The 22,510-nt window shown below is 46.6% G+C and carries 15 protein-coding genes; 3 read left to right on the forward strand and 12 right to left on the reverse strand.

From position 1 onward, the window contains the following. Window positions 1-55 precede the first annotated feature (55 nt). From FN831_RS00765 to FN831_RS00820, 12 genes are all read right to left on the reverse strand, one after another. Window positions 56-694, reverse strand: coding sequence for a flavin reductase family protein (locus FN831_RS00765; RefSeq protein WP_142526290.1), 639 nt, complete (start codon window positions 692-694; stop codon window positions 56-58). A gap of 11 nt (window positions 695-705) precedes the next feature. Next, complete coding sequence (locus tag FN831_RS00770) at window positions 706-1,314, reverse strand: DUF6624 domain-containing protein (RefSeq protein WP_142526291.1); 609 nt, start codon at window positions 1,312-1,314, stop codon at window positions 706-708. 1 nt (window position 1,315) lies between these two features. Continuing rightward, on the reverse strand, window positions 1,316-1,861 hold the full coding sequence (locus tag FN831_RS00775) for a hypothetical protein (protein ID WP_142526292.1): 546 nt from the start codon (window positions 1,859-1,861) through the stop codon (window positions 1,316-1,318). Window positions 1,862-1,936: 75 nt separating this feature from the next. Beyond that, on the reverse strand, window positions 1,937-3,433 hold the full coding sequence (locus tag FN831_RS00780) for an arylsulfatase (protein WP_142526293.1): 1,497 nt from the start codon (window positions 3,431-3,433) through the stop codon (window positions 1,937-1,939). Between the two features lie 24 nt (window positions 3,434-3,457). Next, window positions 3,458-4,867 (reverse strand): sulfatase family protein, encoded by a 1,410-nt coding sequence (locus FN831_RS00785; protein ID WP_246101262.1) that lies wholly within the window; start codon window positions 4,865-4,867, stop codon window positions 3,458-3,460. After that, on the reverse strand, window positions 4,867-6,447 hold the full coding sequence (locus FN831_RS00790; protein ID WP_142526294.1) for a RagB/SusD family nutrient uptake outer membrane protein: 1,581 nt from the start codon (window positions 6,445-6,447) through the stop codon (window positions 4,867-4,869). Before FN831_RS00790 ends, FN831_RS00785 begins: the two co-directional genes overlap by 1 nt. A 16-nt stretch (window positions 6,448-6,463) precedes the next feature. After that, window positions 6,464-9,589 carry a SusC/RagA family TonB-linked outer membrane protein gene (locus tag FN831_RS00795; protein ID WP_142526295.1) on the reverse strand — a complete coding sequence of 1,042 codons (3,126 nt, stop codon included), beginning with the start codon at window positions 9,587-9,589 and terminating at the stop codon, window positions 6,464-6,466. A gap of 250 nt (window positions 9,590-9,839) precedes the next feature. After that, window positions 9,840-12,374 (reverse strand): zinc-dependent metalloprotease, encoded by a 2,535-nt coding sequence (locus FN831_RS00800; protein WP_142526296.1) that lies wholly within the window; start codon window positions 12,372-12,374, stop codon window positions 9,840-9,842. Between the two features lie 6 nt (window positions 12,375-12,380). Further along, entirely contained in the window at window positions 12,381-13,748 is a 1,368-nt protein-coding gene (locus tag FN831_RS00805) for a RagB/SusD family nutrient uptake outer membrane protein (protein ID WP_142526297.1), read from the reverse strand. A 5-nt stretch (window positions 13,749-13,753) separates the two neighbouring features. Continuing rightward, window positions 13,754-17,326 carry a SusC/RagA family TonB-linked outer membrane protein gene (locus FN831_RS00810; RefSeq protein ID WP_246101264.1) on the reverse strand — a complete coding sequence of 1,191 codons (3,573 nt, stop codon included), beginning with the start codon at window positions 17,324-17,326 and terminating at the stop codon, window positions 13,754-13,756. A 191-nt stretch (window positions 17,327-17,517) separates the two neighbouring features. Then, window positions 17,518-18,723 (reverse strand): FecR family protein, encoded by a 1,206-nt coding sequence (locus tag FN831_RS00815; protein WP_142526299.1) that lies wholly within the window; start codon window positions 18,721-18,723, stop codon window positions 17,518-17,520. Between the two features lie 83 nt (window positions 18,724-18,806). Further along, a complete protein-coding gene (locus FN831_RS00820) occupies window positions 18,807-19,388 on the reverse strand; it encodes an RNA polymerase sigma factor (RefSeq protein WP_142526300.1) in 582 nt (193 codons plus the stop codon). Between the two features lie 297 nt (window positions 19,389-19,685). Between FN831_RS00820 and FN831_RS00825 the strand changes: the two genes are divergently transcribed. The 3 genes from FN831_RS00825 (at window position 19,686) to FN831_RS00835 (ending at window position 22,509) form a co-directional block, all read left to right on the forward strand. Then, window positions 19,686-20,042: a nuclear transport factor 2 family protein gene (locus FN831_RS00825; RefSeq protein WP_142526301.1), complete on the forward strand. Its 357-nt coding sequence runs from the start codon at window positions 19,686-19,688 to the stop codon at window positions 20,040-20,042. Between the two features lie 286 nt (window positions 20,043-20,328). Next, window positions 20,329-21,759 (forward strand): DNA/RNA non-specific endonuclease, encoded by a 1,431-nt coding sequence (locus tag FN831_RS00830; protein ID WP_185960342.1) that lies wholly within the window; start codon window positions 20,329-20,331, stop codon window positions 21,757-21,759. A 123-nt stretch (window positions 21,760-21,882) separates the two neighbouring features. Next, window positions 21,883-22,509, forward strand: a complete 627-nt coding sequence (locus tag FN831_RS00835; protein ID WP_142526302.1) for a leucine-rich repeat domain-containing protein — start codon at window positions 21,883-21,885, stop codon at window positions 22,507-22,509. Window position 22,510 lies beyond the last annotated feature (1 nt).

The following is a 22,510-nucleotide window of genomic DNA, read 5'->3' on the forward strand; positions in this document are numbered from 1 at the left end:
GCATTTAGATGGCATCATCAGTCAATAGTTACAGATCATTTGTGGATAGCAGGGCTTAGGTTTTTAGTTCTGTTGGCTCAATGCCTGGTTTGGCATAAGCCAAACGGCCGACAAGCTTTGGAAGAAAATAGGTATCAAGTCCTGTTACCGTCATTGTTTCTGCTGTAACATGATCAACGGTACCATCTTCTGAAATCATAGAATCATCCGTTAATATTTGAACAATTTCTCCGATGATAATGGTAGTTCCATTGATAGCTACATCAATCACCTCCCGCAGTTGCAGACCAATACGAATGGTGGATTGTCCTACAAAGGGTGCTTTGAAACCCTCAGTGTATAATGGCTCCAGTCCGCAGGTTTCAAATTCTGAGACACCCGAAGGATAGCTGGCGCTGGTCTGGTGTGCCTGCATATACCATTGAGGCAGTACATTATTCAAAGTGTATTGACCGGTAGATTTGATATTGGTAAGCGTGTCGTTGTGCGCTCTCTCAGGACGGATTACCATACCCAACAATGGCGGGTTGGCACCAAGATGGAAAGCAGAACTAATTATACACAAATTGGTGTTGCCTCCCGGACTGACAGTGCCCAAAAGATTCAAGGCTTTATATCCTACCAGGCTATTAATTAGCCTGATCCTGTATTGTTTTTCCAGCTCATTGATCTGATCGTTCTGAATGCTTTTCATATTAACTTTATTTATGTTGACCAGCCTACAGCTATTTTCCATTCCTCAGTTTCCTTTTTCCTGGATTTCAAATCTGAAGGTGCAGATTGATTTTCTAGTTTCGCCTGTTGTCTGATGATCGCTGTTTGTTCTTCCAGCGTATTTAGTCCGATTGATTTCCTTCTTTCATTTACCCTGTATGCATTGTCAAATTCATTTGGGCTGAGCTCACCATTCTTATCCCAATCAAACTGTGTTCCATACAACTGAGGCCGGTTCTCAAACACCGCTATTCTATCAGCCAGGCAGGCAAGGTTTGTTGCATCTGCCTCCTGCCTTTCTACCGCATCTTCCATGAGCCGGGCACACTTTTTCATAAAAGCTGGCTGGCCAATTGAATGCTGGATCACTAACCAGGCTGCTTCACTGCCTTCCTTGCCAACCTTGCCAATTGTTGGATACCCAATGGAATCAATGATCTGATCCAACACCCCGGCATTGTGGTTATGGAGGGCCTCCATGTCCGGATGATATCCCTTACCAAGTTTGCTACTCAGGATCAATTTATCCCTCAGGGCAAGGTCAGCATCTTTTACCGCGATTATCGTTTCTGCGATAGCGGTAAAGTCTTTACTGTTCATATTACTGTCCCCAGTTTACCTGAATATCATTTTCTGCTGCATAAGTCTTTCCTTTTTGCATCAGTGCATCGTAACTTTTTTCGAAACGGGCGCGGTACTTCAGATCAATTTCATTTACAAGCGCGTCTTTTGCACCCTGGTTTCCCTGGGCATCGCAGAGCTTTGCATAGGCCATATATTCGTTTTTGAAAACAGGGATAACCATTTCGTACAGCGCGATTGAAAGATCTTTGATCTCTTTCTGCTCATCTCCTGACGCATCAAGCTTCTTTATTTTCTCCAGCGACTGTTCAATATACAGGATCTTGTTTTTAATTGTGTTTGCAGCTTCATCTCCCTTTTTTTTACTGGATGGGATATCGGGAAATTCTTTTGTTTCATCATTGATATGACGGGCCAGATCAGGGCTGGCGAAATCATTGAAAGCGTTGGTATTAAGGACGGTGATATCGAAAAATTCAGCTGGCGGCGCAGAACATGATGTTAAAAAGAGTACGCTCAGGATTAAGATGCAGATGGAAGTTTTGTCAAAGATGATTTTGCTCATGATTGGATAAAGAGTTTATAAAATTCCACAGAAATATCAAAAATTAGGCCGGGGACGGTTATTATTGACACAATTCTAAAACTTTGGGGCAATAAACTCCCACTCATGGATCTGCGCCTGACGGTGTTCCTTTTGTACTATCCCATCAAACTTGTTTAGCAGCTCCGGGTATCCGGCAGCTACATCTTTCTTTTCTGAAGGATCGTTCAGCAGGTTATAGAGTTCCCATTTTGCAGCCGTATCCGTTTTCATATTGGATTTTACACCCTTCCAGTTGCCATATCTGATGGCTACCTGCCCGCCTTTTTCCGGAAACTCAAAGTAGATATACTCATGTTGTTTCTGCCCGGCTTTTCCGGTTAAGGTTGGCAGGAGTGATAAACCATCATTTGCAGGTGCCTTTACCCCTGCGAGATCTGCAAATGTAGACATCATATCAAACTGCACCGAAACGAGATCGCTGACCTTGCCGGCAGGGACTTTCCCCGGCCAGCGCACAATAAAGGGTTCCCTGATCCCGCCTTCATACAAGTCCTGCTTTTTTCCACGCAAACCCGCAACACTGTTAAAGAACTGCGTATCGGCACCACCGGTATCAAAGGTTGCCCCATTATCGCTCGAGAACATGACAATGGTATTTTCATCGAGCCCAAGCTCCTTCAGCAATTTAAATATCTTCCCGATCTGCTGATCCATGTAGGTAATCATCCCGGCATAGGTGGCACGGGGATACCTGGATGCTGCATATCCCTTTTCACCGAGATAAGGTTTGTCGCCAAACTGATCTTTATAGGGTTTGACTACCGCTTCCGGTGCCTGCAATGACAGGTGCGGAATGGTAAAAGGAAGATACAGAAAAAAAGGCTTGTCCCTGTTTTGCTGTATAAAGTTCAGCGCTTTGGCCGACAGCCGGTCTATGGAATAGTCCTTACCGATGTAATAGCCGAAAGGATCAGGATCCTTTGGATCTGGCTTGCGGTGTACAAAGATACCTGCATTTCCAAGCGTATCCCATTTACCATTTTCCCAGAGGTGTGTAGGAAAATGATTATGGGCCTGCTTCTGGTCCAGATAGCCGTAGAAATAATCAAATCCCTGGGCGTTTGGGTTTCCAGTATTGGAGCTCATGCCCAGTCCCCACTTGCCAATCGCAGCAGTGGTATAGCCTGCATTTTTTAATAGGTGACCGATGGTAAATGTACCTTCAGGAAGCGGCATCTGACCTCCTTCGGTCGCGTCAGTAAAACCACCGAACTCATAGTTGCCGCGGATATAGGAATGCCCGCCGTGGCGGCCGGTAAGCAGCATGCAGCGCGCGGGCGCACAAACAGGTGTGCTGGTATAGTGCTGGGTGAAGCAGATCCCCTCTTTTGCCATCTGGTCGAGATAAGGCGTTTTGATTTTTTTCTGTCCGTACGAACCAAGTTCTCCATAGCCGAGATCATCTGCATAGATATAAATTATATTGGGGCGGGCCTGTGCATTGCTGCGGAAGCTTGAAAGGGTCAGCAGCAAGCCGAAGATCAAAGCAATCAGGGGTTTGTATTGAAAAAAAATAGCGGTTGATTTCATGATATCCGTTTCCAGTTATGATTTTTAATTTTCGGCTTTACCGGGAAATTTATCAAACAGTGTTTTGAGTTCTTTACGGAGTTCAGGATGCTCCTCAATTACATTGGTGCGCTCGCTTGGGTCAAGTGCGAGGTTGAAAAGCTCTACCTTATCGCCTTGCGTATCTTTTACAATACCCGTATTGGTATTGGCAGCTGTGATTTCGCGGTACTTCCAGTTGCCCTTGCGCACTGCTTCGCAGACGCCATTGTTATAATAGTAGATTTCGCGGTGCCGAGGCTTAGGATCTTTGCCCAGGAGCAGTGACGAAACAGACTGCCCGTCGAGCGTTCTCCCCTTTGGCAGCGGCGTGTTTGTCCATTCCGCCAGCGTAGGCAAAACATCGAGGTTGCTGACCATACCGGTTAATACAGCGCCGCCCGCAGGGGTATGGTTTTTCCAGTATACAATGAAGGGCACCCTGGTTCCGCCTTCATAGGACAGCCCTTTGCTTCCCCTGAAAACTCCGGCCGTACCGGCATCCCAGGGGCGGGTAACTCCGTCGCCTTCCATCCTTGCGGGATGTTCTATCCATGGACCATTATCACTTGAAAAGATAAAAATGGTATTATCTGCGAGTCCCTGTTTTTCCACTTCTTTCCAGAGTTCGGCCAGGCTGGCATCCAACTGTTCTACCACATCACCAAGATGTCCGCCCTCGGATTTGCCTTTGTATTTTTTTGAAGAAGCCAGCGCAACTGGCAGGTGAGGCATGTTATGCGCAAGGTAAAGGAAGAAAGGGCTTCCCTTTTTCTGCGTTTTGATATATTTGACAGCTTCATTGGTGTACAGATCTACCAGGGAAGAATCTGCCGGTTTGATTACTTCGGGCGTACGGTTGCGGAAGATCTTAATGGTGGTATCAGTTACCACATATGGCGCACGGTAATCATGGCTGTACAACAATCCGTAATACGATTCGAAGCCCTGTGCCAGAGGATGCTGGTAGGCAAAATGATCCCCAAGGTGCCATTTGCCGATCATCGCCGTGTGGTATCCCGCGTCCTTCAGCATTTCTGCGATGGTCACTTCCTGATCAGGCAAACCTAAATCAGAGCCTGGGGAAAGGGGCCTTGGCACGTTCATCCGTGAAGCGTACCTGCCTGTTAACAATGAGGCACGGGATGGACTGCAGGTGGGGCTTGAAACCACATAATTGGTCTCCTTTACTCCTTTTGCTGCCATCTGGTCCAGAAAAGGAGTTTTGATAACAGGATTGCCGTAGCAGCTGATGTCTGAGTATCCCATATCATCGGTAAGCACAAAGATGATATTAGGCCGCTGGCCGGAAGGTTTTTGCTGAGCCTGCGCCGGATATGCGAATGCCAAATAGGCTGCGAGCGGAAGCATATTCCGCAGTACAGTCCTGATTGTATGCTGAGTTTTTATAGTCATCACCAGTTGGGGTTTTGTTTGAGGTTACTGTTCTGATCGGTCTCTTTCTGAGGGACGGGCCACAGGTAATCACGTGATTTATTAAATACGCGGTTGAATGAAACTACCTGCACTGTTACCAGTTTATTGCTGGCATCAGGATAAGTGATACCATATACTGGCCCTGTCATCACAGTTTCTGCAGTCTTCCAGCGCCTGATGTCAAACAGGTGCAGGCCTTCAAACGCAAGTTCTACGGTACGCTCATGCCTTACAATCTGCCTGAGCTGATCCTGGCTCAGCCCCGCAGGTATGGACGGAAGCTTAACATCGGCTCTGCTGTTCCTGACCGTATTGATGGCGGTGTAGACTTCTGCATCCAGCTGGTTCAGTTCAATTTTGGCTTCGGCTTTGGTTAACAGTACTTCGGCGTAGCGCAGCAGGATAATATTGATCCCGCTGTTTGCCGGATTGGCATAATCTTCTGTATTGATATATTTTTTGATATTATATCCTGTGGTAGAGGCAATATAGGTGCTGCCGACGGCATCGGCACTGCCGCTGGTTGGTGCAGGTTTAAAAACGGTACCGCTTGGCAGCACATCGCCGTCTACAAATACCGAGAAACGCAGCCGGGGGTCGCGGTTATCATAAGGATGATAAGGATCAAAGCCGCTGGCAGCATCGCTGATTGATTTCCCCGCAGCAGTCTCATAGGCATCAACCAAAGGTTTGGCAGGCACATAATAACTCTGGGAGTTCTTCTGGCTGTAGGGTGCGAGCAGCGCAAAAATGCCGTTGCGGTAGGTATCCTTCAGGAATTCCTTGTTGAGGATTACCTCTGGGTTGTTTTCTGCTACATACTTGAACAGGTTCTGATAGGACGTGTAGAGCGTATAACCCGTTACCTTACTGGCCGCATCAACAGCAAGCTGATAACGCCCGGCCCACAGATCGGCCCTTGACTTTAATGCCCAGGCGGCCCCTGAGGTGATACGTCCTTTATCGGCAGCGCCGTAGGTAGCCGGAAGCAATGCACTGGCATCGCTTAGTTCCTTATCCACAAAATCCCATATTTCTCCTACAGGGGTACGTGTGATCAGTTTCGCTTCTGCTATCGACAGGGTTTTGGTGACCAGTGGCACATCACCGAAAAATCCGGCAAGCTTGATGTACTGATAGGCGCGCAGGACTTTAGCCTCTCCTTTGAAACGATTGATCAGCGCAGTATTTGCGGTATTTACTTTATCTATATTCTCGAGGAAGTAATTGGCAGCCCTGATCCCTTTGTAGGCTCCGGACCATTCATTATAGATTTTCGCATTGGAGATATCGTAAGAGCCCAGTTCTATGAATGCCTGTGTATCAAAATTCTGATTGGTATGCGCAATGTCGGTGAGTGCATCCCATGTGAAAACATTGACAGAATCCAGGTCTGTATACAACGCATTGGTGGCGAGAAGCGCATCGTTTTCGGTATTCCAGAAGATATTTTCTGATACCCGGTCGCTGGGCTGTGGATCCAGCAGTCCCTTACGGCATGCGGAAAAGCCGGTTAAGATCAGCAGTCCCAGTAAAGATATATTGTATATAAGTTTCATTATTCAATTGTTAAGATTAAAACTGGACATTGATACCGGCTGTATACAGCGAGGTCTGCGGATAATAGGTAGCCCTGCCGGATTCTACTTCGGGATCGAGCTTCCATTCGTTCAGTTTTGAGAATGTAAGCACATTGGTTGCTGACACGTATACGCGGATACGGCTGAAGCGGAGTTTAGAAATCAGCTCCTTAGGCAAGGTATATCCCAGCTGAACGTTTTTAAGCCTCAGGTATGATCCGTCGATCACCAGCCTGTCTGAAGTAGCCACATTTCTTAAGTCGAACTTAAGCGGACGTGCAAAGCGTGCCCCTGTATTCGTAGGCGTCCAATAGTTGTTGGTATAGATGGCCGAGGTAAAACCTTCCTGGTTTCCCATCTCTGCAAGTGCACCTGCCAGTCGCGTATCCACATTTGCGGCACCCTGGAACAGGAAGTTCAGATCAAAGCCCTTGTATGAAAAATCACTGCTAAGCCCGAAGGTATACTTGGGGAAAGGATTGCCGATCACCGTCATATCGTTTGCATCGATCTTACCATCATTGTTGCGGTCTACATATTTCACATCGCCCGGTTTGGAGTTGGCAGCATAGGTAGGGTAACTATCCACTTCGGCCTGGGTCTGGAAAAGGCCGGCGGTCTGATAACCCCAAAGCGTATTTACCGGCAGTCCGGCTTTAATAATATACCGCGGATCGATATCCGAACCGGTGATATATGGGCCGGTGCCTTTCAGGTCGAGCACTTTGTTGTTATTAATAGACAGGTTACCGCTGATATTATATTTGAAATCTGAGTCGCCGCCACGGTAGCCCACATTGAACTCGAAGCCCTTATTCTCTACTGATCCTGCATTCTGCGGAGGTGCGGCAAGGCCTACTGTAGCAGGGATACCCAGGTTGAGCAGGATATCATTGGTGACCTTGCGGTAGTAGTCGGCCGTAAAGCTCAGGCGGTTCTTCAGGAAAGCCGCATCCAGCCCTATGTCAAGCTGTGTGGTAGATTCCCATCCCAGATCTGTATTGGCGAGGGTAGACTGGCGGTATCCCGGCACGGCAGCGCCGCCAAAGGTATAGGTGGTTAGTGCCAGCGCGGAGTAATAGCTGTACAGATCAACCGACTGGTTTCCTGTTTTACCCCATGAGCCCCTTATTTTAAGTTCATTGACGGTGTTGCTGAGGCTTTTCCAGAAATCTTCCTGCGAAACGCGCCATCCTGCGGAGAATGAGGGGAAGAAACCATAGCGTTTATCGCCGGTAAATTTGGAAGAACCATCATATCGTCCGTTAGCTTCGAGCAGGTATTTGTTGTCGTAGCTGTAATTTACCCTTCCGAAGAATGAGCGCAGCCCGAATTTGGCATCGTAGCCCGAGTTGCTTTTTGTGCCGTCATTGGCGCCCTGACCGATAGAAGTAACATCGTTATTGTAAAAACGTTCACGATAGGCAGTGAGGTAATTCTGGGTATTCGAAATTTCGGAATGTCCGATCAGTCCGCGGAAGGAGCTTTTACCTGCGGTTTTATCATAGGTGATCAGGTTGTTCCAGGTGTACTCCCTGAGATTATTTCTTACTTCTGTTAAGCTGTTGTTGGCTACCGTTTTATTGATATTGGTGATTTTATCGGTATTGGAGTAAGCGTTGGTAAAGATCTTCTGCTGAATGTTCTGTATCCTGGCGCCATATTGCGTGGATATCTTTAATCCAGGAAGGATTTCCAGTTCTGCTTTGAGATTGGCCACCAGGTTATCATCAAACTTGGTCGATATGCCACCGATTTCGGCAAACATCAGTGGGTTATTGCCCTGTGTACTTAAGCCGTAGGTGCCGTCGGCATATTTAGGCACTGCCCAGAGCGATCCGTGAAACAGGTTATTGAAGGGGTCAACTGTAGGATTGGTAGCGTGGTTTGCCCGGTAGTTGAGGTCGCCCGTAAACTTCAGTATCCCGGAAGCCGTGTAATCAGTGTTTAGCTTCACTTCCTTCAGTTCGTCCTTGAAGTTTGGTGCGATACCATCCTGATTGAGATAGCGGGCACTTAAACGGGTTTTCACTTTCTCATCGCCACCGGCAATAGAAAGGCTGTGGTTTTGCATAGGTGCTGATTTCAATACCCTATCAAACCATACATTGGGCAGCGGGTACTTTTCGCGGTCTGTGGCACTGATCCAGGTTTGGACAGACTCTTCTGTAAACCTGGCAGGCAAAGCGGCGCCCGCATTGGTATATGCGGCCTGCTGCATACGCATGTAGGCTTCCAGGCCCATCATCTCTGGTTTGTTAATAGCATTCTGTGTGGCGTAATAATAGTTGTAATTGATAGTCAGCCTGTTTTCCTTTGCGCGTTTGGTGGTAATCAGGATGACTCCATTGGTAGCTCTTGAACCATAAATGGCAGTTGAAGCAGCATCTTTCAGCACCGATACATTATCGATATCATCAGGATTGATGTCTGCAAGTTTCTGCTCGATCCCGTCGACAATCACCAATGCATCGTTTTTGTCAAGGTTGTATCCGCCGGTAGAGCTGCTGTTGATATTAAAGGTTGTAATCCCGCGCACGCGGATGGTTGCGCTGGACTGGCCGGGAGCTCCTCCCCTGTCCAGTACAGTGACGCCGGGCGCAAGGCCCTGCAGCGATTGCTGTACATTTGACACTGGCCGCTGTACCAGCGTATTGCCGCTGATTGTGCTTATGGCACTGGTAAGACTGGTTTTCTTTTGGGTTCCGTAACCAACAACCACTACGTCATTGAGCTGGTTGGAGCTTTCATTGAGGCTGATCGTAACCGGGCTTTCATTGACTATCACCGTGGCTTTCTGATAACCAATAAAGCTTACGGTTACTGTATAAGGAAATTTTTGTCCGGTAACGAAGTTGAACTTGCCATTTTTATCTGTAGAAACCTGATGGGTGGTACCTTCGATATGGACAACTGCGCCGATGAGGGTTTCTTTGGTTTTTGCGTCGATGACGGTTCCTGAGAGTGAGGAATTAACCAGGGGCGATGTTTGCTGTGCAGCTGCAAAAAAGGGCAGGCTGAGCAGGAGGATGATGAGAGGAAAGATATGCTGTCGCGCTTTCTTTGGTGCAGCATGTCCATACGGCCCGGATACCCGGCCGGCATTGTAAAATTGGTTCATATTTTTTTGTTTTAATTCGTGAGCTGGAACAGATGCCAACGCCAATTGTGATCTGTTTGCCCGGGGGATAAATATATCAATTAATGATATATACTACAAATTTAGTAGTATTAAAACTATTAAATTAGCTATTCCTGCCTGTTTACCTGAGGAATTGCGTGAAAAAGCAAAGAGGCCGCTGATGATTGAAGTCAATCACCAGGCAGCCTCTTATCAGATTAAGACCTTTACAATCTAACCTGCACACCTGTTATTTTGCAAGTCCGCTGCGCTCAGCGTTAAACTTACTGTTGATCAGCGAGATCATGTCCTGCAAATGCTGTTTATTGATCTGGTTCAGACCTGGTTTTGCCAGTGCTGATTTAAACAGCGCCTCCTGTTTCCTCAGTTCTGTCCTGATCAGGCCATTCAGGTCTGTAACGGTGAACCGGTAAGTAGTAGGAGGAACAATCATTGACATATCCATATTATAAAATCCCTGCATCAGCAATCTCCAGACATATAACTTTTGCATATTCCTGCGGTACACATCAACATTTTGTCCGCTGAATACTTCTTTGAAAATACCTTTATCGAGGTCGGCAAAAAGGTCGTTCACAGTGTAAACACCCGGCTTTCCGCTCATTTCGCTGGTCAGCAGGCTGCTTAGATGGGCCCTAGTGATTACCGCATAAATACTTTTTTCCTGCAGTGCATTCAGTTCTCCGGCAAAGTTTACGTTCAATTTAGAAGTAATGCTGGAGTTATTTAACCATAGCGGAGTAGCATACACATTCGCGTTCAGCCACTTAACAGCATCCCTTTGTTTCCATGCGGGAGTTGGTTCTGCGACCAATCCGCCCTCGCCATTTACTTTTGGCGTGTGGTATTCGCCGCCGATATTTTTCGTTACATGGCCGATATACAATTCAAACTGGTCCCAGATCCCTTCATAGGCACCGAACAATTTTGCCTGATCGTCACCGGGAACGCTCACCCAGTTTTCGATCTGCGGCATAATGCGCTTCAGGTTTTTGACACCATAGCTGCTGGCCAGCATCGCATTGTCGCCCAGGTCTTCGTTCTGCGACCGTGGGTCATTCTGCTCGCCCTCCCATCCAAAAAACAAACGGTGATTTGCTTTAAGAGAGTCGCTTACCACATTCACCAGCGCTTTATGCTCTTCTTCGGCAGAGCTGAATTCCGGATGCCATGTATAAGCCCATTTCACTGCCCATTTATCATAATCACCGATTCTTGGGAAAAGCCCTTTTTCACTGATATGGTCTTCTGGCTGTGCTACGTAATTGAACCTTGCATAATCCATGATCGATGGCGTATGCCCATGTGCTTCAACCCAGTCTTTATCCCTCAGCTTTTCTACCGGAACTGTTGAGCTTGAGCCGAAATTATGTAACAACCCTAGGGTATGCCCTACCTCGTGCGAAGAAACAAAACGGATCAGGTTGCCCATCAGCTCATCATCAAACTCTGCTTTTCTTGCTCTTGGGTCAACCGCGCTGGCTTGTGTCCTGTACCATTTTTGCAGGAGCGACATCACGTTGTGGTACCAGAAAATGTGGCTCTCGATAATTTCGCCGCTGCGGGGATCGGATATGCTTGGCCCCATCGCATTTGCTACGGATGAGGGGCGGTAAATGATTGCCGAATGGTTGGCATCATCAATGCTCCAGGTGCTATCCTGCGCCTGAGTAGGTGCTTCTTTAGCTACAACAGCATTTTTAAAGCCTGCCGCCTCGAACGCTTTCTGCCAGTCGTTTACGCCGGCCATCAGATACGGGACCCACTTCTTTGGGGTTACGGGATCGATATAAAAAACGATCTGTTTTGCCGGCTCAACCAGCTCGCCGCGTTTGTATTTCTCTACATCTTCCGGCTTTGGTTCCAGTTTCCATCTTTTGATATAGGTGGTAGTTTTTACGCCCTGCGGATCTGCATCAAAGTCTTTGAAGGAAGTAGAAAAGTACCCTACTCTCTGATCCTCCAGCCTGGGCCGCATTGGTACCTCATCCAATAAGACCATCGAGGAGTTTAAGCTTACCGTGTAGCTGGAACCTGTAGGGTTTAATCCCGCAGCGTAAGTTTTAACCGCGCCAATCTCTATGTTTTTAGAGAAGGTATGGATGTAATCAATATAGCTTTTGTCATTCTGCTGTGCGCCCATACCTGCTTTGTCTTTGAAAACCTTTTTCTGAAAGTACAGGATATCATTATCGGCATTCAGGAAATCCGTCACATCTACCACTGATGCAGAAGAATCTTTTGGCATAGCGATTACCGGAAATGAAGCAACAATAGCGCTGATATTGTTCTTTTGCAGACTCGCGAACATTGTTGTAGTGCTGTCTTTGGCAAATTCTGCAAAGGAGATCCTCCTCAGGAAAAGCTTTTTGTGCGGGCCTTTTTCAAAGCGGTAAACCGTTTCACCGATCTGGTCTCCGGCGTAACCGTAGTTACCGTTCCTCATATCGGCAGAGGCTTTGGACACACGGTTCACGATCAAAATATCCCTGTTTAAGATCTTGTTTGGCACTTCGAAATAGTACTTCTCATCTTTCTGGTGGACCGTAAAAAAGCCCACTTTGGATTTTGTGCCTTTGGAAATCACTTCTGTATAAGGCTTTAGGCCTGAGGCTTTTTTCAGGCTGTCGGCTGTTTTCTTTGCCGGATCCACTGCAGCTACTTTTGCAGGTGCAGGCTTTTCCTGCCGGAATACGGCACAGCCTGATATCACTGCCGAGATACTGATGGCAGTGGATAGTAAAATTGATTTTTGATTGAACATTTTGATTTATCTTGGATTTTGTATGATTTCTGGATTAAGCGCAATGTATTTATCGCCAATGGCATAGGTATACCTGTTACTGTTTGGCTCTAATGTGTAAGTCGCGCCTTTGAAAGTGCGTGTAATGGTGCCGATGAATCCCTCGTCCTGTCTCAGCCTGCGCTGATCGAACCATCTGAAGCCACGGGCAACCAGCTCACGCTTGCGTTCATCGATCACCAGATGAAGCGCTTCGTTTGCCGTTGCAGCGGTCAGGTTTACATAAACGAAAGCATTGTTATAACGTTTTTTGCGGAAGTCATTCAGCGTAAGGAGCGTGCCTGAAATATTGCCCGCACGGGCCTGGCATTCTGCTTTGATCAGGATTATTTCCGGAACACTGGGTCCGATATAACCTCCGTCGTTAGTGAGTTTGGATTTGTTATACCCCCTGCTTACTGTAAAGGTTGTACCCGCCAGGCTTGCTCCGGGAGCGGTTAGCAATGTATACCTGATGTCGGCAGTTTTGTTGTACATGTTCTCAGCATCTGTGCTCAGCGGGAAAGCCCCCGGGTATGAGCCCGTCCTTTTGATCAGCAGCTCTTCGGAATTGTTTACCTGGGTAGGAAATGGCGTTGTCCCGCTTTTATAAACATTGAGGTCAAGCACCGTATTCCTGATGGACAGGGCCAGATCGGCATATTTCTCTGCCTGTACAAAATCCCTTTTATGCAGGTATACGCGGGCCAGTATCGCATAAGCAGATACTTTTGATGGATTTGAGGGGTAATCCGGCACATCGTTAAGTGCAGGGATCGCAGCGTTTAGATCCGCGATCACCTGATCGTATACTGCAGAGACACTGGCCCTGGTAAGGTCGGTCAGGAACTTTGGATGCAGTACCAGCGGCACTCCGGGATCAGTGGCCGCAGTTGCAGCGGTGTATTGCCTGCCGTACATACTGACCAGTGAGAAGTATTCAAAAGCACGGTGCACCAGCGCATAAGCCATGCCTGTTTGTTTTTCCTGTTCTGGACCTGTGCTTGCACCGATTCCATCCACTACAGTATTCAGGGTCCAGATCTTCTGATAGGCTTTCTGCCAGTCTGTATCTTCTTCGATCGCACCGAAGTTCCTGTCGGCCCAGATATAGGCATTGCCTGCAGGCAGCGTCAGGCCAGTTTGCCACCTTGTTTCGTCACTCCCGGCATCGTCACCGGAAAATACCGGCAGGGAATATCCCGGCTCTATCCCGGTTGTGTAGTACAATAGCTGTGTATAATCTGTGGCCGTGGTCAGTGTTTTTGCCTGTTCAGGTGGGATCTCAACATATTTTCTGCAGGCAGAAAAGCTCAGCAGCCCCAGGGCAAATAGGATATATATTCTTTTTTTCATTGTTGTTAAAGCGATAGGTTTAAATTAAAAACATAGCTGCGGGTTGGCGGGAGGTTCACATATGTGCCCGTCATCTGATAATCAGGGTCTACCCCTTCTTTGTTGGCCACCCACAGCAGCCCGAGATTACTGACCGTGAAGCCCAGGTTGATCCCCTTGATATAGGGCATTTTCCTGAGCAGCAGCTGCGGGACTTTGTAATTGAGCGATACCTGCTGGAAGCGGATGTTCCCTGCATCCCTGACATTGATATCGCTATATCTGTACCTGCTGATACTGTTAAAGTTATTACCGCTGAGGCCTGGAACACTGGTTGTATTTTCATCCCCGGGGTTTCTCCAGCGGTTTACCAAAGCTTCACTGGTTGCCAGTAAACCTGAGGAGCTGTTGCCCGTAGGATAGTTGGATTCGTTAATATTCTGGATCAGGAATTTGTGGCCCAGATTATAGGTGATACGGGCGAGCAGCTCAAAGTTTTTATAGCTTACCGTATTGATATAACCACCGAAATACGGAGCCGTAGTTCTTCCTTTATACACTCTGTCTTCTGCTTTGATGACGGTGTTGCTGGTAGACTTCACTATGGTTCCGTCTGCAGTGTAGATTTGCGACTGACCGGTATTGTCCAGTCCCGCCCACCTGTATGCGAACAGATTGTCAAGCGGATAACCTGTTGTTACTGTAGCAAGTCCCACGGTTGCAGCAGTGGGCGGGAAACGGCTGTCTGTTACCTTGTTGGTATTATAGGAGAAGTTTAAAGTGCTGCCCCAGTTCCAGTTCCTGCTCCTGATGATATCGCCCGAGAGCCCCAGGTCTGTACCATGGCCGGAGAGGTTTCCTGCATTCATTTGAAGGGTGGTAAACCCATAGGTAGAATTGAGCGGCAGGTTCATCAGGATATCATAGGTTTTTTTACTGTACATATCCAGGCTGAAGCGTACCCTGTTTTGCAGGAACCCGGCATCAAGGCCAGCGTTGTACATTTTTGTGGTTTCCCAGCCAATGTTCTGGTTGGCAGGCGCACTGGTGGTTGCGTAGGGAAGCTGCGTGTAAGTATCTACGGCTCCTGTACTGATCAGCGTATAATTGTTGGAGGTTAGAGGGGGATTTCCGCCGGTACCTACTGTACCGCGCAGGCTTAGTGTACTGATCCAGTTTTCTTTTTCAAGAATACGTTCTTTTTTGGCATCCCATCTTAAACCGGCAGACCATAGTGGCTTTGCACGGTCTCTCCGGTCCAGTCCGATGATATTGATATCATCAAAACGCACACTTCCGCTGATATAATAACGCTCTTTATAATTGTACCCTGCATTGCTGTAATAGGATAGGTACCTTGTGCGGTTTTTAAAAACCGTCCCCGGTGTGGAGAGCCTGCTGGTAGATCCCAGCAAGGTATTGTAGTTTACGTTGGTACTTACGGCTACAGAGCTGGAACGCTCTTCATCATATCCATACAAGGTTTGTTCAGATGCCTGGTATTTGGCCTGTCTGATCTCGGTTCCGCCAATCATATTAAAATGGTGGTCTGTGGCCAAATCCTTTTTTACGTCAAACTGGGCACGCAGACTGTAATCATCAGAAGTTCCCCTGCTGGTTTTATATACCCCGCCCTTTGGCACTGCATTGACACGGAGAAAATTCAGGTTGGTGAGGTTGGCTGCGCTGGTTGAATTATTGATCAGCTCGCGGGTATCCAGACTGTTCAGATTCTGGTTATTTACCTGGTCGGCAATAGTCTTCTGGATTTGTCCGGATACAGATACGTTAAGCCATGAAGTAACTACACCTGTTAAGCTGGCATTTACACGAATCGCATTTTTAGTATTGATGGTGGTGTTATAGTTGAGTTCGTCTATAGGATTATACGTCCATGGCAGCAGGTTTTTCGTCCTGGTAAGACTGTCGGACACACTTTTTGTGAAAGTAACTCCCCGGTAAATCCTGTTTCCCTGTGCATCAACCAGGTTATCATATGGTGCCAAGCCCAGCCGGCCTACACCCAATGCCTGCACTGCAGCGGTATTGATTTTTGCCGATGAATAATTATAGGCCAGGCCCGTGTTGAGGTTTATGCGTTTATTAAGAAAGCTGTTGGTGAAGTTTGAATTGACATTATAACTTTCGCCTGAATTGCTTTTGTAAATCGGCTGGTCTTTGGTGTAGTTGCCGGAAAGATAGTAGGAGCTGTTATCTGTTCCGCCGGAGAACGCAAGATTGTATTGCCTGGTGATGGAATTCTGCAGCAGGTAATCCCTGATCTGGTCCTGGTTAGACCTGTTTCTCAGGACATTTAAAGCCGAGTCGCGCTGTGCGGCATATGCCGGATTACGTTTTGCCTTAAACATCCATTCCTCTGCCTCAGAAACCGGTGCGCTTCTGAATCCATTTGTTGGAGAAGCGATCAGCTGGGCAACCGGATCAGTGATAAATCCCTTGTTTACGAGTTCCTGCTCCAGATCAATGTACTGTGAGCTGTTCATGGAGGTAAGCTTGCTGAAATCTGCTGGTGCTGCGGTACTGAGCGTCATGCCATAATTAATGGTATTGGCTCCGCGTTTTCCGCGTTTGGTGGTGATCACGATCACTCCATTGGCCGCCCGGGCACCCCAGATGGCAGATGCTGCCGCATCCTTAAGGAAGGTGATACTTTCGATGTCCTCCGGGTTAAACTGGCTTAAAATTGCATTTCCGGCATTCGGAGCCACAGTAGGGCTTCCGGGATTTCCATTGATGCCAGCCACTGTCACGGTAGTTAAGTTCTGATTGATTGCTGGAAAACCATCGATGACCACCAAAGGCTGGTAGCTGTTATTGTAGGAGTTGATGCCCCTCATCGTGATCTTATTATTTCTGAGATCTACCTGAACGCCGGGAACTGTTCCGTCAATCGCATCCAGGATATTAATTTTTGGACGGCGCGCAATGTCCTTTGCGCTGAGCACGCCAAATGATCCGGTAGCGGTTTCCTTTTTAAGTGTCTGATAACCGGTAGAAACAACAACTTCATTTAGATTTTGCAGCGCCATGACCATTCTTACAGTCATGTTATTACTGGCCTTTACCTCCTGGGTAACATAGCCTACAAAGGAAAAAACGAGTACTGCGTCATCAGGAAGGCTGTTGAAACGGAATGTTCCGTGATCGTTGGCCAGGACAGTCCTTGCAGATCCTTTAAGGGTTACTGATACTTTTGGGATCTCCATCCCGGTTTCGGCATCAAGGATTTTTCCGTCGATATTGACAGATGCGAACAGGCCGGCAACTTTTTCAAAAAAAGCCTTTTCCGTTTTTTTGATCACGATGGTCTGGTTAACGAGCGTATAGCTGAGCGAGTTTGGCGACAGCACCTTGTCCAGCACTTTGTTCAAAGGCTGGTGATCAAATACAGCATCAACTTTTAAGGCATCGTTTACTTTGCCTTCCTGCCAGAGCACATTGTACCCTGTCTGTTTCCTGATCTCGGTAAACAAGCGCTTTAGTGTGACGTTCTTTTGGTTCAGTGTTACATTCTGCGCAAAGCTGTTCGCGTGTACCTGCAACAAAAATGTAGTCATGATGAGTATCGTTATTTTCATTGCACGAACTATAGAGTTATTTATCCAGGCGGAGCACCCGGATCGGATTAGATCCTGAAATTTCATTACATTTGTAGTTTAGTGATTGATTGTCTTGTTTGATACGTTACAGTAATGCACTAAAATTTTAGCCGGGAATGTTCGTAGCATTCTCGGTTTTTTTGTTCAGTACATTTTTGGGGAAGTAGCTGTTAATCCATAACCGTGATCCTCCTTCCCTCAACTTTAAAATGAACGGACCCTGTTGATTCCAGTACTTCGAGTAACTGGGAAATATTTTTAAAGCGCGACACAGCTCCGTTGAATGAAGCTTTCCTGAGTTCATCATTGGCAAAAACTACGTCTACATCATACCAGCGTTCTACTTCTTTCATGATGACATCAAGATTTTGGTTATTGAACATGAACAGCCCGTTTTTCCATGCCATAGTTTCTTCGATATCGCCCGTGCTTACATTTATACCTGATGCACCGGCGATCCCCTGCTGGCCCGGAGACAGGTAGGAAACCTGCGCTTTGAGGTTGGAAGCAGCCGCAGCTAAGATTAACCGCACAGCGCCTTCGAGCAATGTGGTCTTGCTTGTGCTTTCATAGGCATTTACATTGAAATGGGTACCGAGCACCTCAACACGCAATTTGGGTGTGGAAACATAAAAAGGGAGTTTTCCGCCTGTGCGGAGGCTTTTCTTAGCCACTTCAAAATAGGCCTCCCCGCTAAGCTGAACGCTGCGTTCATTATTACTGAACCGCAAAGGAAACTTCAGTGTGGAAGCTGCATTGAGCCAGACCTTGCTGCCGTCCGGAAGGACTACCTGATACTGTCCCCCTTTTGGCGTGACTATCGTATTTTCAAGCGGGGTCCCTGCTTTGCCTGTGCTTTCTTTAACAGTATAGCGGATCTGTCCGTCTGCGGTTTTGGAAACGGCTATTCCCGACTCGCTGAGCAGTTGTCCGTTTGCAGCAGCGCCAAGATTGATTTTTTTGCCATTGGACAGGATGAGCATCGCTTTGTTTCCACCGGGCAGGATGTCATTGGCGGCAAATCGGGAGGCTGCATCCTGGTGCTGCCGGATAAAATAGAAATACAGACCTGCAGACAGGATAAATACTGCAACTGCCGCCGCCATAAAGCGATAGAAAGGGCGAAGCTGAATTAGCCTTGATTTTTTCCTGAACTGTCCCGAGCCTATAAGTTTCTGGTAAAATGCTTCCTCTTCCTGTGGTGTGTAGAAGGATTCCGGTTTTGCATCTGCCCAGATGGTATCCATAGACTTTAAAAATGAAGTATCATTATCAGATGCCTTCAGTTCTCCAATCAATTCAACATACTCCGGATGGGTAATTGAACCGTCATAGTATTTTCTTAATAAACTTTCTATCCGAGCTGAATTAACCATATCATTACATACCCTTTATACAGGGTTTATAATAGCATTACACACGAGAGGGAGTTTAGGACTAGTGCTGAGGAAAATATTTTCTATCTTTTGATAAAATATGATGAAAGCAGCAAAAAACAACTCATATCAGACATATTAAAATGCAATCTCAGCGTTTTCAATGCCGCGATCAGGTGATTCTTAACCGTATTTCTGGAGATATTTAATTTTGCTGCAATTTCATCGTAGTTTAGCCCCTCATATCTGCTCATTTTAAAGACCAGCTGTTGTTGCCTTGGCAAAATATTGAGTGCGGTATCAGTAAACTTTTGTAAGTCGGTAAGCAGAATGGCTTCTTCCGTACTATTGCTTACGGTTTCCATATCGCGCCAGAGCTGGTCGATCATTCTCTGCGATGTGGCCACCTGTCGCAGCGCATTAAGAGTTAGCCTTCTGGTGATCGTGTACAAATAGGGTGTGATGGGGAGATCTTCATTTAGCCTGCTTCTGTTGACCCAAACATTTAACAGTGCATCGTGCACTACCTCCTCGGCCTGTTCTTTGCTTTTTAACATGCGGTAGCTGAATGCAAAAAGCCTTCTGAAATTAGTATCAAATACAATTCTGAATGCAGCGTCCTCTCCTGCTTTTAAGGCTTGAATAACTTCTTTATCATTTTGCACGTATCAGGGATCTAAATCAAAAATGCTTTTTATACACGAATAGCCCTCAATGATTGAGAACAAGCCGTAGATTCAAGGTTATTGGTTTTCCTGGTAGAAATTGAAGCTAACAAGTGTTGAAACCTATTAACCTTGTCCCAAAAATAGTATAAATCGCTGAACATTAAACCAAAAAATGACCTGAGCCCTGTAAATTTTCATTTATATCTCATGACGACAGCAAAAAGATAAACTGGAACAGAGATTGTGCCGGCAAATAACAATGATTGGACTTACCGCAACTTTTATAAACAGCTTATGAAACTGAGCAATAAAGAAATATTAGAAAAAGCAAATGCAGCTGTCACTGCAGGCGATAATGAAGGTTTTTTATCATTTTGCACGGACGATACCATATGGACGTTTGTGGGCGATGAAACCCTGAGGGGAAAGGAAGCAGTGCGGCAATATATGGACAAGGCCTATATTGAGCCGCCAAAGTTCATGGTAGAAAACCTGATTGCCGAGGGCGACTTTGTTGCCGCAACCGGCAAGATCAGTATGAAGAATGAAGAGGGTGAACCGGTTGACTATTCTTACTGTGATCTCTGGCGGTTTAAAGATGGAAAAATGGCGGAGCTAAAGGCTTTTGTGATTGAAACACAAGGTTTCTAAAAATAATTTACATCCGGCACAATAAGCCGGGGATTTTAACGCTTATGTATATGAGAGCGTTAATTTAGATGAAGCGGAAATGGTCGTCATGATCGTTTCCGCTTTTCTTTTGTCCCCCCAAAATGCTTTTGTCAGGCTATCATGAGAATGTTAATAGTAACTTAATATAAGAATTACTTATAAATTGGTAATTTTGTAATACTGTTAACTATCATATCAACCTATTCATTCGTCCAGCCAATTTGCATACACAAATCAGCCGCAGCGAATACCAGCACCAGAACACATGACAATCAGCAATATTTTTCTTTCCTGCGGGTTCGCAGCCATACTATCAATTTCGGCCTGCTCGAAAAAGACAGCAATCAATACTGAAACTCCGGTTACTGCAGAGACACCTGCAGCATATTCAATTACAGAAGGTTTTGAATCGGGGACCAAAGGTGGATATGCCATCGACAGCCTGCAGCTTACCACAGGTAAATGGACGCTAAGCGATGCACTGATTGGTAATCTTGCTGCCGATGTGAAGAACGGTGCAAAATCAATCCGCCTGCGCACAGGATATATTGGCATGAACTTCGATATTTCTGGTCTTTCTACGCTTTATATCAAGCATGCTAAATATGGTACGGATGCCAACTCTGTATGGCAGCTGCTGATCTCTACCGATGGTGGAAAAACGTATACTCAGCTGGGAACCGACATTAATGAAACCAATACTACCCTAGTAACAGATTCATTTAAGGTTACTGCAACAGCAAAGGTCCGTTTCCAGATCAAAAAAGTGGGAACTACAAGGATAAATATCGATGACATTACTTTTAAGGGAACTGGTGATCCGGGAATTATTGTAGGCGAACCCGATACGAGCCCGGCCGATACTACAAATACCAACACTCCAACTGCAGGCCGCGGTACTCCGGTTGCCGGAACTGACGCGCCGCCTGCTGCGGGCGACAATTCAAACCTGCTGCTGGGCAATCCCTCAAATGCACTGGCCTCTGTCACCGTTGCAGAAAACTACCTGATCGATATGCACTATTACACAGAAAGCTATAGCATGACCAAGGGACGTCCCAACTGGGTAAGCTGGCATCTTGATGCAACAAACTTTACCGGAGCGGTAAAGCGTAAAGATGACTTTGCTTCTTACTCTGATCTTCCTACCGGCTGGTACCAGGCGCAGAGCAACAGCTACTCGGGCTCGGGATTCGACCGCGGGCACAACTGCCCCAGCGGAGACCGCACCAGTTCATCCGATGCCAACTCAGCTACCTTCCTGATGACCAACATGATCCCGCAGGCACCAAACAACAACCAGAAAACCTGGGAATCCTTTGAAAGCTATATCCGTACGCAGGTGCTGAGCGGCAACGAAGCTTATATCATCATGGGCAGTTACGGCACTGGAGGTATAGGATCTGCCAGTACCTCTGTTGTTACTTCTCTCAATAATGGAAAAATCAATGTCCCTGCCAATGTCTGGAAGGTTGTTGTAATTATGCCCGCTGGTGATAGCGATATCAGCCGCGTGAGCGCATCAACACGTGTAATCGCTATCAATACACCAAACGTGAACTCAGTGAATGCCGACTGGAAGCAGTACCTCGTAACGGTAAGGGACATTGAAGCGCAAACAGGTTATAATCTTTTGTCCAGCTTACCACAATCGGTGCAGGATGCAGTAGAAAAGGTAAAAAGTACAGTGCAATAGGATTGCTGCTGATAAAGAAAGGAAAATTATATCAGCGTATTTCAGGATTGTTAAAATGGCTTAATATTTGATTAACGAAACAATGTTAACATTTGTTATCCATATATAGTCACAAACCGAAATATGATTAACGCTATTCTCCTCTCTGTTACGCCTGCCGGTTATATATTCTTTACAGTTGTTGCGCTTTTGGTCCTGTCAGTCAGATGGTGGTTCCGTAGCAAAAAAAGGGCAAAGAAAAGTATTTCCATATTTCTGTACCTCTTTATCGGTACCGGCGGATTAATGTTGCTGGGGATGATGGCAGGGATGGCCTATTTTGTTTATCAGCGTATGTTTACGCATGAAAAGGACGATGCGCCGATATGGGCGGTACTAATGTGTATCTTTTTCCTTGCAGTTTTGCTGCTGGTTATCCTGGGAAACTTGTTTAAGGGCAGACAAGCGCATAAAGACGGAAAAACAGATTTCGATAATCTGGACGAGGCCTTGTTAACGCCTGAAGCAGTACTGAGCCTGAGCCTGCGCGGCATGGGCTTGTCTGCGGTTCCGAATGACGTATTGAAACTGGTTAATCTGAACCAGCTGGACCTGAGCAACAATCAACTGAGCACTATACCGCTGCAAATTGCAGATCTGAAACAACTGGCATCGGTTAAGTTATCCAATAACCCTGTTACCGACCAGGAAAGGGCGAGGTTACGGAGGACTTTACCGCCTGAGCTGGAACTGATTTTTAAACCATCATAAT

The organism is Pedobacter westerhofensis (genome assembly GCF_900182595.1).
Lineage (GTDB): Bacteria > Bacteroidota > Bacteroidia > Sphingobacteriales > Sphingobacteriaceae > Pedobacter > Pedobacter westerhofensis.

Coding starts and splice junctions, on each gene's coding strand:
- FN831_RS00765 (WP_142526290.1), bottom strand. CDS start 694: ATGAAAAGCATTCAGAACGATCAGATCAATGAGCTGGAAAAACAATAC.
- FN831_RS00770 (WP_142526291.1), bottom strand. CDS start 1,314: ATGAACAGTAAAGACTTTACCGCTATCGCAGAAACGATAATCGCGGTA.
- FN831_RS00775 (WP_142526292.1), bottom strand. CDS start 1,861: ATGAGCAAAATCATCTTTGACAAAACTTCCATCTGCATCTTAATCCTG.
- FN831_RS00780 (WP_142526293.1), bottom strand. CDS start 3,433: ATGAAATCAACCGCTATTTTTTTTCAATACAAACCCCTGATTGCTTTG.
- FN831_RS00785 (WP_246101262.1), bottom strand. CDS start 4,867: ATGACTATAAAAACTCAGCATACAATCAGGACTGTACTGCGGAATATG.
- FN831_RS00790 (WP_142526294.1), bottom strand. CDS start 6,447: ATGAAACTTATATACAATATATCTTTACTGGGACTGCTGATCTTAACC.
- FN831_RS00795 (WP_142526295.1), bottom strand. CDS start 9,589: ATGAACCAATTTTACAATGCCGGCCGGGTATCCGGGCCGTATGGACAT.
- FN831_RS00800 (WP_142526296.1), bottom strand. CDS start 12,374: ATGTTCAATCAAAAATCAATTTTACTATCCACTGCCATCAGTATCTCG.
- FN831_RS00805 (WP_142526297.1), bottom strand. CDS start 13,748: ATGAAAAAAAGAATATATATCCTATTTGCCCTGGGGCTGCTGAGCTTT.
- FN831_RS00810 (WP_246101264.1), bottom strand. CDS start 17,326: ATGAAAATAACGATACTCATCATGACTACATTTTTGTTGCAGGTACAC.
- FN831_RS00815 (WP_142526299.1), bottom strand. CDS start 18,723: ATGGTTAATTCAGCTCGGATAGAAAGTTTATTAAGAAAATACTATGAC.
- FN831_RS00825 (WP_142526301.1), top strand. CDS start 19,686: ATGAAACTGAGCAATAAAGAAATATTAGAAAAAGCAAATGCAGCTGTC.
- FN831_RS00830 (WP_185960342.1), top strand. CDS start 20,329: ATGACAATCAGCAATATTTTTCTTTCCTGCGGGTTCGCAGCCATACTA.
- FN831_RS00835 (WP_142526302.1), top strand. CDS start 21,883: ATGATTAACGCTATTCTCCTCTCTGTTACGCCTGCCGGTTATATATTC.